This window comes from Citrobacter sp. Igbk 17 (assembly GCF_028069775.1).
Taxonomy (GTDB): Bacteria; Pseudomonadota; Gammaproteobacteria; order Enterobacterales; family Enterobacteriaceae; genus Citrobacter.
This window is the reverse complement of sequence record NZ_JANEWI010000011.1, coordinates 46,880-62,620: the sequence shown is the minus strand read 5'-3', so window position 1 is coordinate 62,620 and position 15,741 is coordinate 46,880. Positions and strand designations below refer to the sequence as shown.

Genomic DNA, 15,741 nt, shown 5'->3' with positions numbered 1-15,741 from the left:
TAATCATTTTCAATATCATTTAATTAACTATAATGACCCAACTGCTTACGCGGCGTTAACACTGGCCGCCCGACAATACTGGAGATGATTATGAGTTATACACTGCCATCCCTGCCGTACGCTTATGATGCCCTTGAACCGCACTTCGATAAGCAGACGATGGAAATCCACCATACCAAACACCACCAGGCTTACGTAAACAACGCTAATGCTGCGCTGGAAAGCCTGCCTGAATTCGCGAGCCTGTCTGCTGAAGAGCTGATTACCAAACTGGATCAGCTGCCTGCGGATAAGAAAACCGTTCTGCGTAACAACGCTGGCGGTCACGCTAACCACAGCCTGTTCTGGAAAGGCCTGAAAACCGGTACCACGCTGCAGGGCGACCTGAAAGCGGCTATCGAACGTGACTTCGGTTCCGTTGACAACTTCAAAGCTGAATTTGAAAAAGCAGCAGCCACTCGTTTCGGTTCCGGCTGGGCGTGGCTGGTTCTGAAAGGTGACAAACTGGCTGTTGTTTCCACCGCTAACCAGGATTCCCCGCTGATGGGTGAAGCTATCTCTGGTGCTTCCGGCTTCCCAATTGTGGGCCTGGACGTCTGGGAACACGCTTACTACCTGAAATTCCAGAACCGTCGCCCGGACTACATCAAAGAGTTCTGGAACGTAGTGAACTGGGACGAAGCCGCAGCGCGTTTTGCCGCAAAAAAATAAGTTTAATGATGCCTGAAACCTGAGAACGTTATGCTGATCAGGTCGGGATCTGATGACGTGATACAGCCCCTGCAAGCGATGCCTGTGGGGGCTTTTTTGTGATCAAAATCAACATAGGAACATTGATCCATTTAAATTGAAACAAGGTTTTATTATGCGAGTGGGATCACTTTTATAGTTTCTCTGAATGTCTATCTTCTTTTCATCAAGACGGGCGCATCTCAAAAGCAAGATGCAGTCGCCCATAAAAATTGCCCCATTTTTATGTCTACAGGTGATGGAAATGCAGATCAAACGTACGATAGAGAAAATCCCAGGCGGTATGATGTTAGTACCACTTTTTCTGGGCGCGTTATGTCACACCTTTTCACCCGGTGCCGGGAAATACTTCGGCTCATTTACCAACGGTATGATCACCGGTACGGTGCCGATTCTGGCCGTCTGGTTCTTTTGCATGGGGGCGTCGATTAAGCTGAGCGCTACCGGAACCGTACTGCGTAAATCCGGCACGTTAGTGATAACCAAGATCCTGGTCGCATGGGTGGTAGCGGCAATTGCATCGCGCATTCTTCCTGAACATGGCGTGGAAGTGGGGTTCTTCGCCGGGTTGTCCACGCTGGCGCTGGTGGCTGCAATGGATATGACTAACGGCGGGCTGTATGCCTCGATCATGCAGCAATACGGCACCAAAGAAGAGGCTGGGGCGTTTGTCCTGATGTCGCTGGAGTCAGGTCCGTTGATGACCATGGTCATTCTGGGAACCGCCGGGATTGCGTCGTTTGAACCGCATGTATTTGTGGGGGCGGTATTGCCGTTCCTGATTGGTTTTGCGCTGGGTAATCTGGATCCTGAGCTGCGGGAATTCTTCAGTAAAGCCGTGCAGACGCTGATCCCTTTCTTTGCCTTCGCATTGGGTAACACTATTGATTTGAGCGTCATTGCGCAGACTGGCGTTCTGGGTATTCTGTTGGGCGTAGCGGTCATTATCATTACCGGCATTCCGTTGATTATTGCCGATAAACTGATTGGTGGTGGGGATGGTACTGCGGGGATTGCGGCGTCCAGTTCTGCTGGTGCGGCCGTTGCCACACCGGTGCTGATTGCTGAAATGGTTCCGGCGTTCAAACCGATGGCACCAGCGGCCACCTCCCTGGTGGCGACCTCAGTGATTGTAACCTCGATCCTCGTACCGATTATCACATCCATCTGGTCGAAAAGAGCCAAAGCCAGAGCGGCGGAAATTGATCTTCGCGGTACCGTGAAGTAAGCCTCTTTTGCCGGATGGTCTGCACCATCCGGCTTAATGCGTTAACCTTTGACGACGAACACCTCATCAATAGTCCGACACTCACTCTCGTTCAACTCTCCACCCGCGTTTCGTGATACTCCGGTGCAATAGCCAAACTTCCGTGACACAACGGTCTTGATGGTAGTGACAAAATCCTCGCCGATGGCGTAGATGGACATGTAGGTGCCAATCTTATCCTGAATCTCACGCAGCACCGCCAGATCGCCCTGCTTAAACGCCTCGCGTGCGCTGACAAATAGCTCAGGCATAACGTTGTTGAGGCCCGAGATGATCCCCGCGCCACCTGCCAACAGGTTGGGAATGTAGTATTCGTCATAGCCGGACAGCACGGCAAAATCCTCCCGCACGGCTCGGGTGGTCTGAATCATGCTGCGGGTATGGGACTGACAGTCGACGGTGTCTTTAATGCCAGCAAAATTCGGGAACTCAGCGGCGAGGGTGGCTACCAATTCGGGGGTTAAATCGCAGCCGGTGCGTGCCGGGAAGTTATAAGCAAACCATTTACCGCTGAGTTTCTGCCCCAACTGACGGAAGTAGCTCAGCAGCTGTTTCGCCGTTTGTCCGTAGTAGTAGGGCGGCAGGATCATGACGGCATCGTAACCGGCGCGATGCGCCTCCTGGGCCATCAACAAAACATCATTCTGGCAGGTGGATGAGACGTTCGCGACCATCTTCAGCGAGCTCATCGTACGGGCTTCACGGATCAGCAACAGCCTTTCTTCGAGCGTAAAGGAAGCAAATTCCCCAATGCTGCCCATCAACAAAATAACGTCGATTTTTGCCTCAGTAAGGCGTTTGAGATGCTGGCTCAGACCATTGAGATCGATCTTGCCATCATTGTCCATTGGCGTAATGGAAGGACACCAGACGCCAGCAAATTGCGATTGACCAGTCACGTTGTCGACTCCTTAATTGAAATGATGTTTCAAAACAAGATTACATTGATAGCATGTGTCCCTAATTTTCATGTGAACCGTGCTCTCATTTTGAGCGACTGGGGTAAAATAAATATGGTGTAATGGAAGAAATTTATCGGGAGAGGGAACAGATGCGATATCCGGTCGATGTTTTTACAGGCAAGATTCGGGACTACACGGGAAGCCGTCCCAGCGCGATTGCTAAAGTTCAGGTTGATGGCGAGTTGATGCTGACCGATCTGGGGCTCACGGGCGATGAACAGGCGGAGACTAAAATTCATGGCGGGCCGGATCGCGCGCTGTGCCACTATCCGCGTGAACACTATCAGCACTGGATACAAGAATTCCCCGAACAGGCGGAGTTATTTGTCGCCCCCGCCTTTGGGGAGAATCTCTCGACGCTTGGGCTGACAGAAGAGAATGTCTATATCGGCGATATTTTCCAGTGGGGCGAGGCGCTGATTCAGGTCACACAGCCGCGTTCACCGTGTTTTAAGCTGAATTTCCATTTTGGCATTAGCGATATGGCCAGTCAGATGCAGGCTTCGGGGAAGATAGGCTGGTTGTACAGTGTTATCGCGCCGGGGCAAGTGTCCGCGGATGCGCCGCTGGAACTGGTGTCGCGTGTGAGCGATGTCAGTCTGCGGGAGGCCATTGCCATTGCGTGGCATATGCCGTTTGACGATGACCAGTATCACCGCCTGCTGTCAGCGGCAGGATTATCGAAAAGCTGGACCAGGACAATGCAGAAACGTCGCCTGAGTGGCAAAATTGAAGACAATGCCCGACGGTTATGGGGCAGTCATCCCCCTCAGGAAAGGACGGAAGTGTAATGACTGAATCTGAAAATGCGGTGGCAATTGTTAAAGCGTTTCTGATTGCCTCGATGATCCCCGATGCTGAGCGTGCAGCGACGTTTACGCATCCTGAGGTGAAGATTACCTTTACCGGACGGCGAGAAATGGCCGGTGCAGCGGATATTGCCCGCTTTAATGGCGAACGCTATAAGTGGGTAAAAAAAGCGCTGGGTGAGTTTGATGCGGTAGCGCACGAAGACTGCGTAGTGGTTTATTCGAACGGTACGCTGTATGGCGAATGGCCTGATGGTCGTGCGTTTGCGGGCAACCGTTATATCGATCGCTTCGAAGTCCGTGAAGGAAAAATTACCCATATGGATGTGTGGAATGACAGCGCAGAGTGGATCCTCGCGCCAGAAATTTCCCGCCTGGCGTAAACCTGTGATGGTGTATAAAAAATCGGCCTACACGATGTAGGCCGAAATTGATTAGGTACGTTTGTACAGCGGTAGCCAAAGCACCAGACGTAGACCTCCCAGCGGACTGTCCTCTGCCTTCACCCAGCCTCGATGCTGCTGAATAGCGGTTTCAACAATCGCCAGACCCAGACCTGTCCCACCGGACTCACGATCGCGCGCTTCATCGGTGCGATAGAATGGACGGAAAATCTGCTCTCTGTCTTCAGGACTCACGCCTGGACCATCGTCGTCTACGGTGATGGTAATCCCGTCAATATCCACCGCGAAGCCAACTTCAATCTTCGTATGTGAATAGCGCAGGGCATTACGCACAATGTTTTCCAATGCGCTTTCCAGTGCGTTCGGGTTGCCATACAGCGGCCACGGTCCCGGCGGGAAATTCACGGTAAGCGATTTGCCCATCTGCTCGGCTTCAAAGGCGGCGTTATCCAACACGTCGCCCCATAGCTGATTAGCCTTCACGGTTTCACTGACCAGCGCGTTCTTCTGCTGATTACGCGACATCACCAGCAGGTCGTTGATCATGCTGTCCAGCCGATGCGCTTCTGTTTCAATGCGCTCCAGCTCTTTGCTCTCACCGCTACGACGGCGCAGCAGCGCAGTCCCCAGTTGCAAACGTGTTAGTGGCGTTCTCAACTCGTGAGAGATGTCCGACAGCAGGCGTTGCTGTGTGGTCATCATGCGTTCCAGCGCGGTCACCATCTGGTTAAAACTGGCACCTGCCGCCAGAAATTCCTGCGGGCCGGCTTCCAGTTCCGGATGCTGACGCAGGTTACCCTGTGCCACCTCATCCGCCGCATTTTTCAGCTTACGCGCTGGTTTCGCCAGGCTCCATGCCAGCCAAAGCAGCAGCGGCGAGCTGACGAGCATGGTGACGATCAGCAGCAACAGGGGCCGGTCAAACAACAGGTTGATGAAATCAGACTGTGAACTGCTGGCTGGTCGAATGAGATACAACTGGTAGTTATCTTCACCGTCTCTGACGGAGAAGGGCCCGACCATCTCAACGCGACCATATTTTTTCTTCTGCGGATGGTCAGCGTTATCAGCCTGACCAATAAAGTTACGAATGATCTGCATTTCGTTGCGTTCTGCGCCGATCACACGTCCTTCTGTAGTGACAAGCAATAACCGCTGTCCTGGCGGTGCCCACTTGTCGATAGCACGGAACAAGCGACGCCACCACATCAGATCGTTGGGTGGGTCGTTTGCCAGCTCAGCTTCAACGTGTTGCTCGATCATCAACCCCTGGCGCTGCTCGCTGTCCAGTAGCTCGGTCATCTGACGTGAGTCGAGCTTGGGCAGCATCAGTACCAACATCAACACCAGCGCCAGCGTTAACCAGAAAATGGCAAAGATGCGTGCGGTTAAGCTTCCTATCATGAAGCGGAGACCATCAGGTAGCCGCGACCACGCAAGGTTTTAAACCACGGGTGCCCGTCTTTCCGCTCTGGCAGCTTACGACGTAGGTTCGAGATGTGCATGTCGATAGCGCGGTCAAACGGCGTCAGGCGTTTACCCAGGACTTCCTGACTCAGGTGTTCACGAGAAACGACCTGGCCGAGATGCTGTGCCAGTAAATAAAGCAGGGTGAATTCGGTGCCGGTTAACTCCAGGGTTTGCCCATCAAAGCTGGCTTCCTGGCGACCCGGATTCAGGCTTAACGCATCCACTTCCAGCGTCGGCGAGCCATTATCGCTGGTCTGCTGTTGTTCGCTCCAGTGAGAGCGGCGCAGAATAGCGCGGATACGCGCAACCAGTTCGCGGTCGTTAAAGGGTTTGGGTAAATAGTCGTCTGCACCCAGCTCAAGGCCGAGTACGCGATCCAATTCGCTGCCGCGAGCGGTCAGCATGATTACGGGCGTCTGGTGTGTCTGGCGAAGCGCTTTCAGTGTATCGATGCCGTTTTTCTTCGGCATCATGACGTCGAGCAAAAGTAAATCGATGCTGTCATCCAGAAGCTCAAGTGCCTGCTCCCCATCATGGGCAACCAGCACATCGAAACCTTCCATTTCGAGCAACTCCTTTAACAGGGAAGTCAGCTCTCGGTCATCATCAACTAACAGGATTTTATTCATTGTTTACGTACCTCCGAGGCAGAAATTACGTCATCAGGCGTCGCTAATCTATGACTTTACGTTGTTTTACACCCCCTGACGCATGTTTGCAGCCCGAATCGTAAACTGTCTCTCGTTGAATCGCGACAGAAAAGATTTTGGGAGCAAGTGATGGGCAAAGTTACCGCTGCCGTCATGGCCTCAACGCTGGCACTCAGTACTTTAAGCCATGCAGCTGAAGTCGTCACAGGCGATCACTGGCACCTGGGTGAAGGCTCATCGCAGCGCAGCGTACAGAGCCACATGTTTGACGGTATCAGTTTAACCGAACATCAACGTCAACAGATGCGAGATTTAATGCAGCAGGCAAGACACGAACAGCCTCCTGTAAATGTTAGCGAAATGGAGACAATGCATCGTCTTGTCACCGCAGAGAAATTTGATGAAAGCGCTGTGCGCGCTCAGGCAGAAAAAATGGCACAAGAACAGGTTGCCCGCCAGGTTGAAATAGCCAGGGTCCGCAACCAGATGTATCGCCTGTTAACGCCCGAGCAGCAAGCGGTTTTAAATGAGAAACATGAACAACGAATGGAGCAACTGCGCGATGTAACGCAATGGCAAAAAAGCTCATCGTTGAATTTATTGAGTAGTAGCAACTCACGTTCCCAGTAGTAACCCTGTTTTCCTTGCCATAGACACCATCCCTGTCTTCCCCCACATGATGTGGGGGTTTTTTTTGCCCAAAATTTGTCACTCGGTTATTGCCTGACTGTTTTACTTCATCCGTTATACTAGCGGCATATTCTGGCAGGAGTGTTTATGAATCAAACCTATGGGCGACTGGTCAGTCGGGCGGCAATCGCTGCGACCGTGATGGCTTCTCTGTTACTTTTGATCAAAATTTTTGCGTGGTGGTACACCGGATCGGTCAGTATTCTGGCGGCATTGGTGGATTCCCTGGTCGATATCGCTGCGTCGCTAACCAATCTGTTGGTGGTGCGTTATTCGTTGCAGCCAGCAGATGATGAGCACACGTTTGGGCACGGGAAAGCTGAATCTCTGGCGGCGCTAGCGCAAAGTATGTTTATTTCCGGTTCGGCGTTGTTTTTATTCCTGACCGGGATTCAGCATCTCATCCAACCGACGCCGATGAAAGATCCGGGTGTCGGGGTAGTTGTCACCGTTATTGCGTTAATTTGTACTATCATTCTGGTCACGTTTCAGCGCTGGGTGGTGAAACGTACGCAAAGTCAGGCTGTACGGGCAGATATGCTTCATTATCAGTCTGATGTTATGATGAACGGTGCGATTCTCGTTGCGCTTGGACTGGCCTGGTATGGTTGGCATCGTGCGGATGCCTTGTTTGCGCTCGGGATTGGCATCTATATTTTATATAGTGCATTACGCATGGGGTATGAGGCAGTGCAATCCTTGCTGGATCGCGCCTTACCCGATGAGGAACGTCAGGAAATTATTGATATAGTGACGTCATGGCCAGGTGTCAGCGGCGCTCACGATCTTCGCACGCGGCAGTCAGGGCCGACCCGCTTTATTCAGATTCATTTGGAAATGGAAGATAATCTGCCGCTCGTTCAGGCGCATTTAGTGGCTGAGCAGGTGGAGCAGGCAATTTTACGGCGTTTCCCGGGATCGGATGTGATTATTCACCAGGATCCCTGTTCAGTCGTACCCAAGGAAGGCAAGATGTTTGAGCTTTCATAATTCGTTGTAAAAAGTGAGCCGGGCCAGCATTTTGTGTATAAATTACCACCATTTGGCCTGACCTGAATCAATTCAGCAGGAAGTGATTGTTATACTATCTGCATATTCGTTGGATCGTTTCGATATGCGGAATCGACTTCCGGCAGCAGATTTCATTTTGCATTCCAAAGTTCAGAGGTAGTCATGATTAAGAAAATCGGTGTGTTGACAAGCGGCGGTGATGCGCCGGGCATGAACGCAGCAATCCGTGGTGTTGTACGTGCAGCGTTAACGGAAGGACTGGAAGTCATGGGGATCCATGATGGCTACCTGGGTTTGTATGAAGACCGTATGGTCCAGCTTGACCGCTACAGCGTGTCCGACATGATCAACCGTGGTGGTACTTTCCTCGGTTCTGCTCGCTTCCCGGAATTCCGCGACGAAAATGTGCGTGCAGTGGCTATCGAAAATCTGAAGAAACGTGGCATCGACGCATTGGTTGTTATCGGTGGTGACGGTTCTTACATGGGTGCAAAACGCCTGACTGAAATGGGCTTCCCGTGCATCGGCTTGCCGGGCACTATCGACAACGATATTAAAGGCACCGACTACACCATCGGTTATTTCACCGCATTGGGTACCGTCGTCGAAGCGATTGACCGTCTGCGTGATACTTCTTCTTCTCACCAGCGTATCTCCATCGTTGAAGTGATGGGCCGTTACTGCGGCGACCTGACCCTGGCTGCAGCAATTGCCGGTGGCTGTGAATTTGTCGTGGTTCCGGAAGTTGAATTTAGCCGTGACGATCTGGTTGCTGAAATCAAAGCCGGTATCGCAAAAGGTAAAAAACACGCCATCGTAGCGATCACTGAGCACATGTGTGACGTTGATGAACTGGCACATTACATTGAAAAAGAAACGGGCCGTGAAACGCGCTCTACCGTACTGGGTCACATCCAGCGTGGTGGTTCTCCGGTTCCTTACGACCGTATTCTGGCATCCCGAATGGGCGCATATGCTATTGAACTGCTGCTGGCAGGTCATGGTGGTCGCTGCGTCGGTATTCAGAACGAGCAACTGGTTCACCACGACATTATCGACGCTATCGAAAACATGAAGCGTCCGTTCAAAGGTGACTGGCTGGACTGCGCGAAAAAACTGTACTGATTGTATTTTTTGCGCGCCTGATGGCGCTACGCTAATCAGGCCTACAGGTTGCAGAAACTTGTAGGCCGGATAAGGCGTTAGCCGCCATCCGGCAACCCCTCGGATTTATTCCTCGAAGTTATAGCAAATCTTTTTTTATTCTTTAATGTTTGGATCTCTTTCTGGCACGCTTTGCTCATCACAACATCACATAAGAGAGCTGGGCGATGAACAAATGGGGCGTAGGGTTAACATTATTGCTGGCATCGACCAGCGTTCTGGCAAAGGATATTCAGTTACTTAACGTATCGTACGATCCAACACGTGAACTGTACGAGCAGTACAACAAAGCATTCAGCGCACACTGGAAGCAGGAAACCGGCGATAACGTCGTTATCCGCCAGTCACACGGCGGCTCTGGTAAACAGGCGACCTCTGTCATCAACGGTATTGAAGCCGATGTCGTGACGCTGGCGCTGGCTTACGATGTGGATGCCATTGCTGAGCGTGGCCGTATCGATAAAAACTGGATTACACGCTTGCCGGACAACTCTGCGCCTTACACCTCCACCATTGTCTTCCTGGTACGCAAAGGCAACCCAAAGCAAATTCATGACTGGAACGATCTGGTCAAACCGGGTGTGTCAGTGATTACACCAAACCCGAAAAGCTCAGGCGGCGCACGCTGGAACTATCTGGCGGCATGGGGCTACGCTCTGCACAACAACAACAACGATCAGGCCAAAGCGCAGGACTTCGTCAAAGCTCTGTTTAAAAACGTGGAAGTGCTGGATTCCGGCGCGCGCGGCTCAACCAATACCTTCGTTGAACGCGGTATCGGTGATGTGCTGATCGCCTGGGAAAACGAAGCGTTGCTGGCAACGAATGAGTTAGGCAAAGATAAATTCGAGATAGTCACCCCAAGTGAGTCTATCCTCGCTGAGCCGACCGTTTCCGTTGTCGATAAAGTCGTGGAAAAGAAAGATACCAAAGCGGTGGCAGAAGCTTACCTGAAGTATCTCTATTCCCCGGAAGGTCAGGAGATTGCGGCGAAAAACTACTATCGCCCGCGTGATGCTGACGTCGCGAAGAAATACGAAAGCGCATTCCCGAAACTGAAACTGTTCACCATTGATGAAGAGTTTGGCGGCTGGACGAAAGCGCAGAAAACGCATTTTTCTAACGGCGGTACCTTTGACCAGATCAGCAAACGCTAAAGGTTGAGGTCACGGCAGAACCCGGTGGCATAGCGCGACCGGGTTTTTTATTTGTCATCGTTTTGCGTTACTCTTGCGCCTCAATGGGATACAGGGAACGCGTAATGAAAAAAGCAGGTTATCTTTTACTGGCGGTTATTGTGGTCGCCGCCGCTGCGGGCATAGGGTACTGGAAATTCAGCGGTAACCCGGACGCGTTACGCCAGATAGTCCTTGAGCAATGCCTGCCACATCAGTTGCAGCAGCACAATCCCGCGCCGTGTACTGAAGTTAAACCCGATGCCGGATATGTGGTGTTCAAAGACCGAAACGGTCCGCTGCAATATCTGTTGATGCCAACCTACCGTATCAATGGCACGGAGAGCCCGTTGCTGTTGGAATCTGGAACACCGAATTTTTTCTGGCTAGCCTGGCAGGCACGTAGTTTTATGAGTCAAAAATACGGTCAGGAGATCCCTGATAAGGCGGTATCGCTGACAATTAACTCACGTACCGGGCGTACGCAAAATCACTTTCACATTCATATCTCCTGCCTGCGACCCGACGTCAGAACGCAACTGGATGACAATATGGCGAAAATTAGCACTCGCTGGTTGCCATTGCCCGGCGGATTGCGCGGGCATGAATATCTGGCGCGTCGTGTGACGGAAAACGAACTGGCGCAGCGCAGCCCGTTTATGATGCTGGCTGAAGAGGTGCCGGATGCGCGTGAGCGGATGGGAAGCTATGCGCTGGCGATGGTGCGTCAAAGCGACGAATCCTTTGTCCTGCTGGCGACTCAGCGTGACCTGCTGTCGCTGAATCTCGCCTCCGCTGAGGAAATCCAGGATCATCAATGTGATATTCTGCGTTAGCCCCCCTTAATCTGGCGTTTACTCTCTTTGCCTGTCCCCGTATTCTTGTTGAAAAAAACAACAGGAGACAGGCATGTCGCTCTGGCTTACGCACCCTCTGTTTATTCCCTCTCTGGTGGTCGGCGTCACCATTTTGCTTTGGGCAACGTCGCTGTTGCCGGAATTTATCACGGCGCTGCTTTTCTTTGCCGTGGCGATGGTGGCCAAAATCGCGCCACCGGATGTCATCTTTGGCGGCTTTGCCTCATCGGCGTTCTGGCTGGTCTTCAGTGGTTTTGTGCTGGGCATCGCGATTCGTAAAACGGGGCTGGCGGACCGGGCAGCGAGGGCATTGTCGTCAAGACTGACAGACTCCTGGCCATTAATGGTCGCGAGCGTGGTGCTATTGAGTTACGCGCTGGCGTTCGTCATGCCGTCCAACATGGGCCGTATTGCGTTGCTGATGCCGATTGTGGCGGCGATGGCGAAACGGGCTGGAATTAACGACGGCACGCGCGCCTGGTATGGTCTGGCGCTTGCCGTGGGTTTTGGTACCTTCCAGCTTTCCGCCACGATCTTACCTGCTAACGTACCAAACCTGGTGATGAGTGGCGCAGCGGAAGGTTCCTGGGGTATCCACTTGAATTATCTTCCCTATTTGCTGCTGCATACACCCGTGTTGGGTTGGCTAAAAGGTGCGGTGCTCATTGGTCTTATCTGCTGGCTGTTTCCCGGCCAACCTCATGCGCCGCGCGATCTGACGCCGCCTGAACCAATGAGTCGTGATGAAAAACGTCTGGCCTGGATGTTAGCGGTGGTGCTGTTTCTGTGGGTCAGCGAAAGCTGGCATGGTGTGGGGCCGGCGTGGACCGGGCTGGTGGCGGCGGTGATTACGCTGTTGCCGCGCGTAGGATTTATTAATGGCGAAGAATTTTCCAGTGGGGTGAATATCCGTACCTGCATTTACGTGGCGGGTATCCTGGGACTGGCCATCACCGTGACGCAGACCGGTATCGGTAGCGCGGTAGGCGAGGCGCTGTTACAGGTGATGCCGCTGGATGCGGACAAACCGTTTACCAGCTTCCTTGCATTGACCGGCATTACCACCGCACTCAATTTTATCATGACGGCGAACGGCGTTCCGGCACTGTATACCACACTGGCACAAAGTTTTTCAGATGCGACCGGCTTCCCGCTACTCTCGGTGATTATGATTCAGGTATTGGGCTATTCCACACCGCTATTGCCGTATCAGGCATCACCTATTGTGGTGGCAATGGCGTTAGGAAAAGTACCGGCAAGAGCTGGAATGCTGCTGTGTATCACGCTGGCGGCGGCAACGTATCTGATACTGCTGCCGCTGGATTATCTGTGGTTTAGCGTGTTGGGGAAATTATAGTTGTATCTGAATGTTAATTTTTTGTTTTGTGAGTGGGTGAATTGTATTATGCGCCCCGATATTGGTTAATACCTGAGCGCATAATTGCGTGCTGGAAACTCAAGGATTGATTCATGGACAGATTGACCCCCATCCGCTGTTGGCCTGCCATCATCTCGATTGTTATTACGCTGACCATCTGGTTTGTTATCCCATGTCCAGCAGATGTTACCCCCGAGGCGTGGCATCTGCTGGCGTTATTTATCGGTACTATCGCGGCAATTATTGGTAAAGCCATGCCTATCGGCGCGATTGCGATTGTGGCGATTATGCTGGTAGCCATGACCGGCGTGACGCACCCCGGTAAACCCACCGCGGCGCTGAGCGATGCGTTAAGTGGTTTCTCCAACCAGCTAATCTGGCTGATCGGCATCTCGATTATGTTGTCGCAAAGCCTGTTGAAAACGGGGCTGGGCGCGCGTATCGGCTATGGGTTTATTGCTTTGTTTGGCAAAAGAACGTTGGGTATCGCCTGGGCGCTAACGCTGGCAGAAACGCTGATCGCACCCGTTACGCCAAGCAATACCGCGCGCGGCGGCGGTATTATTCACCCGGTGATGCGGGCGATTGCGGAAAGTTTGGGCTCTCAACCCGGTGACAAAGAGAACGGCGCTACAGGTCGTTATCTGGCTCTGGTGAACTACAACATTAACCCGATCAGTTCGGCGATGTTTATTACCGCTACCGCGCCAAACCCGCTTATTGTGAGTTTTTTGACCAAAGGGACGGATGGGGTGCTGAATATGACTTGGGGAATGTGGGCGATTGCGGCGCTTCTTCCGGCCGTTGTCTCACTGGTCGTGATGCCTATTGTCATCTGGTGGCTCTATCCGCCCGCTATTACACGCACACCGAATGCGCCAGAGTTTGCCCGGGAAAAACTGGGGGCACTCGGTCCGTTGTCGCTGGCTGAAAAAATCACCCTCGCGGTTTTCGCTTTGCTGCTCTGCCTGTGGGCAGGTGTTCCAGCGATGCTGATGGGCAGTACCTGGGCCGTTAACCCCACCAGCGCGGCGCTCATTGGCTTGTCTGTTCTGTTAGTGACAGGGGTATTGAGTTGGGACGATATCCTTAAATGCCGTGGTGCTTGGGATACGATAGTCTGGTTTGCCGCACTGGTTATGATGGCGGATTTCCTGAGCAAACTGGGTCTGGTGGGGTGGCTGGCGACGAGTGTTGGTAGTGCAATTGACCATCTCGGGGTGCACTGGAGTATCGCCACGCTGCTGCTGATCCTGCTTTATGTCTATTCACACTACTTTTTCGCCAGTACCACTGCACATATCACGGCCATGTTCGCGGCTTTCTTCGCTGCCGGATTAGGCCTCGGTGCTCCACCGGCGCTGCTTGGTCTGATGCTGGGCTTCTCCTCCTCGTTGATGATGTCGCTCACGCACTATGGTACAGGGACTGCGCCAATCATCTTTGGTTCGGGTTACGTTACACTGGCTGAGTGGTGGAAAACGGGACTGGTGATGAGTGTGGTCAACCTGACCATCTGGGGTGTTACGGGGGCCTTCTGGTGGCACTGGCTGGGATACTGGTAAAGCAGATATAAGAAGGGGAGCGATGCTCCCCTTTTAACAACTTAGGCCTGTTTAGCGGCTTCAGCGGCTTTAACGATTACGGCGAAAGCGTCTGCTTTCAGCGATGCACCGCCAACCAGCGCGCCGTCGATGTCCGGCTGAGCGAACAGTTCAGCAGCGTTTGCTGCGTTTACGGAACCGCCGTACTGGATGATCACTTGTTCAGCGATTTTCGCATCAGCTTTAGCAATGTGGTCACGGATGAATTTGTGGACTGCCTGAGCCTGAGCAGGCGTTGCAGATTTACCGGTACCGATAGCCCATACAGGTTCGTAAGCGATAACCACGCCTTCGAATGCTGCTGCGCCCTGAGTTTTCAGTACTGCGTCAATCTGGCGTGCGCAAACTTCTTCCGTTTTACCTGCTTCGTTTTCTGCTTCGGTTTCACCGATGCACAGAACCGGCGTCAGACCCTGCTCTTTCAGCACAGCGAATTTCTTCGCGATCAGCTCGTCAGACTCTTTGTGGTAAGTACGACGCTCAGAGTGACCGATAATGATGTACTGCGCGCCGATATCTTTCAGCATTTCAGCGCTTGTTTCACCGGTGAATGCGCCAGACAGGTTCAGGTCAACGTTCTGCGCGCCCAGAATGATGTGGCTACCGGCAGCGGCGTGTTTCGCCAGGTCGATATACATTTCCGGCGGAGCGATTGCTACTGCACAGCCAGCAACGCCAGCCAGTTCTTTACGCAGGTTAGCAACCAGTTCGTTTACCATGTGGCGGCTGCCGTTCAGTTTCCAGTTACCCATCACTAAAGGATGTCGCATTTCATTTCTCCACGCTTGTCAGCGAATTAAGGAAGATGGCCGCCCATCAGGGCAGCATGGTCTGTGAAACAGTATAGAGATTCGTCTGCGGAAAGGCTTTGCTTTTTGTCATCAATTCGCTTTCTCAAGACTTTCTGATAGTGCCAGCTTAATCGGTTCAACAGCGAAGGTCAGCCCCTTTTCGCCGTTATCTGCAACAACATAGCGAATTGCGCCTTCCGTTTCGGCGTAATAGTGCTTACCTTTGCCGGCAGCGAGCAGTTTTTGCAGCTTTTTCTGACTCTGTTCTTTCGTCAACAACGGCGCGACGGTGCGTATGACGGCGGTCATGTATTCCAGCGCTTTCGCTTTGGCCGCCTTTTGTTCTGGCCCCTGAATCGGCAGCCAGGTTATCTGCATACTTTTGATTTTTAAGGTGCCGCGCTCAAGGGCGGAGGACGCATACAGGTTTTCATTGATTTTACTGGCGGCACGGGTGAGATTTGCCCGATCGCGGCTGCTGTCGATGGCACGGAATTCATTCAGAATAAGCTTCGGATTCTGCGTATTAAAGTTTTCGCGAAACTGGCTAATCGACAGGTCAAAGGTCGGCGCGCCCGCCAGTAAATAGGGGGCCGTGGTTGCCGTCGATGGTTCTTCCGCCAGCGCCGCTGTATTCACGGACATGACTGAAAACAATAATAAAAACAGAGTCAATCCTTGCTTCATCAATCGTACCTTTTATTCTTACTGCTCACGATTAAAACGGTAACCGCCGGGCTTGTCAAAAGGGTAAACTGT

The 15,741-nt window shown here is 52.4% G+C and carries 16 protein-coding genes; 11 read left to right on the top strand and 5 right to left on the bottom strand.

The features are described from left to right. The first annotated feature begins 90 nt into the window (after nt 1–90). Nucleotides 91–711 (top strand): superoxide dismutase [Mn], encoded by a 621-nt coding sequence (gene sodA, locus NNO08_RS09015; RefSeq protein ID WP_003840480.1) that lies wholly within the window; start codon nt 91–93, stop codon nt 709–711. A 283-nt stretch (nt 712–994) separates the two neighbouring features. Further along, on the top strand, nt 995–1,978 hold the full coding sequence (gene kdgT / locus NNO08_RS09010; protein WP_003028743.1) for a 2-keto-3-deoxygluconate transporter: 984 nt from the start codon (nt 995–997) through the stop codon (nt 1,976–1,978). A gap of 41 nt (nt 1,979–2,019) precedes the next feature. Here the strand turns inward: kdgT and NNO08_RS09005 are convergent, their stop codons facing one another. After that, nucleotides 2,020–2,916: a dihydrodipicolinate synthase family protein gene (locus tag NNO08_RS09005; RefSeq protein WP_271456585.1), complete on the bottom strand. Its 897-nt coding sequence runs from the start codon at nt 2,914–2,916 to the stop codon at nt 2,020–2,022. 152 nt (nt 2,917–3,068) lie between these two features. On the opposite strand from NNO08_RS09005, the gene yiiM reads away from it, so the two are divergent. Continuing rightward, on the top strand, nt 3,069–3,770 hold the full coding sequence (gene yiiM / locus NNO08_RS09000) for a 6-hydroxyaminopurine reductase (protein WP_271441478.1): 702 nt from the start codon (nt 3,069–3,071) through the stop codon (nt 3,768–3,770). After that, entirely contained in the window at nt 3,770–4,171 is a 402-nt protein-coding gene (locus tag NNO08_RS08995) for a nuclear transport factor 2 family protein (RefSeq protein ID WP_271456584.1), read from the top strand. The genes yiiM and NNO08_RS08995 overlap by 1 nt, the downstream gene beginning before the upstream one ends. A gap of 51 nt (nt 4,172–4,222) precedes the next feature. Here NNO08_RS08995 and cpxA read toward each other — a convergent pair whose 3' ends face one another. Further along, the gene (gene cpxA, locus NNO08_RS08990; RefSeq protein ID WP_137381451.1) at nt 4,223–5,596 is read right to left on the bottom strand and encodes an envelope stress sensor histidine kinase CpxA; all 1,374 of its coding nucleotides are present in this window, start codon (nt 5,594–5,596) and stop codon (nt 4,223–4,225) included. Continuing rightward, on the bottom strand, nt 5,593–6,291 hold the full coding sequence (gene cpxR / locus NNO08_RS08985; protein ID WP_048214010.1) for an envelope stress response regulator transcription factor CpxR: 699 nt from the start codon (nt 6,289–6,291) through the stop codon (nt 5,593–5,595). The genes cpxA and cpxR overlap by 4 nt, the downstream gene beginning before the upstream one ends. Before the next feature lie 150 nt (nt 6,292–6,441). Between cpxR and cpxP the strand changes: the two genes are divergently transcribed. The 7 genes from cpxP (at nt 6,442) to NNO08_RS08950 (ending at nt 14,152) form a co-directional block, all read left to right on the top strand. Further along, nucleotides 6,442–6,942, top strand: coding sequence for a cell-envelope stress modulator CpxP (cpxP, locus tag NNO08_RS08980; protein WP_137381452.1), 501 nt, complete (start codon nt 6,442–6,444; stop codon nt 6,940–6,942). A 147-nt stretch (nt 6,943–7,089) separates the two neighbouring features. After that, nucleotides 7,090–7,992 carry a CDF family cation-efflux transporter FieF gene (gene fieF / locus NNO08_RS08975; protein ID WP_137381453.1) on the top strand — a complete coding sequence of 301 codons (903 nt, stop codon included), beginning with the start codon at nt 7,090–7,092 and terminating at the stop codon, nt 7,990–7,992. Nucleotides 7,993–8,175: 183 nt separating this feature from the next. Further along, nucleotides 8,176–9,138, top strand: a complete 963-nt coding sequence (gene pfkA / locus NNO08_RS08970; RefSeq protein ID WP_003028778.1) for a 6-phosphofructokinase — start codon at nt 8,176–8,178, stop codon at nt 9,136–9,138. A gap of 206 nt (nt 9,139–9,344) precedes the next feature. Continuing rightward, nucleotides 9,345–10,334, top strand: a complete 990-nt coding sequence (sbp, locus tag NNO08_RS08965; protein WP_271441480.1) for a sulfate/thiosulfate ABC transporter substrate-binding protein Sbp — start codon at nt 9,345–9,347, stop codon at nt 10,332–10,334. A gap of 104 nt (nt 10,335–10,438) precedes the next feature. Continuing rightward, nucleotides 10,439–11,188, top strand: coding sequence for a CDP-diacylglycerol diphosphatase (locus tag NNO08_RS08960; RefSeq protein WP_271454387.1), 750 nt, complete (start codon nt 10,439–10,441; stop codon nt 11,186–11,188). 73 nt (nt 11,189–11,261) lie between these two features. Continuing rightward, a complete protein-coding gene (locus NNO08_RS08955) occupies nt 11,262–12,566 on the top strand; it encodes an SLC13 family permease (protein WP_271456583.1) in 1,305 nt (434 codons plus the stop codon). A gap of 113 nt (nt 12,567–12,679) precedes the next feature. Beyond that, a complete protein-coding gene (locus tag NNO08_RS08950; protein ID WP_061066967.1) occupies nt 12,680–14,152 on the top strand; it encodes a DASS family sodium-coupled anion symporter in 1,473 nt (490 codons plus the stop codon). 41 nt (nt 14,153–14,193) lie between these two features. On the opposite strand, the gene tpiA is transcribed toward NNO08_RS08950, so the two are convergent. Further along, on the bottom strand, nt 14,194–14,961 hold the full coding sequence (tpiA, locus tag NNO08_RS08945) for a triose-phosphate isomerase (protein WP_003028783.1): 768 nt from the start codon (nt 14,959–14,961) through the stop codon (nt 14,194–14,196). A 111-nt stretch (nt 14,962–15,072) separates the two neighbouring features. Beyond that, nucleotides 15,073–15,669 carry a YiiQ family protein gene (locus tag NNO08_RS08940; protein WP_271456582.1) on the bottom strand — a complete coding sequence of 199 codons (597 nt, stop codon included), beginning with the start codon at nt 15,667–15,669 and terminating at the stop codon, nt 15,073–15,075. Nucleotides 15,670–15,741 lie beyond the last annotated feature (72 nt).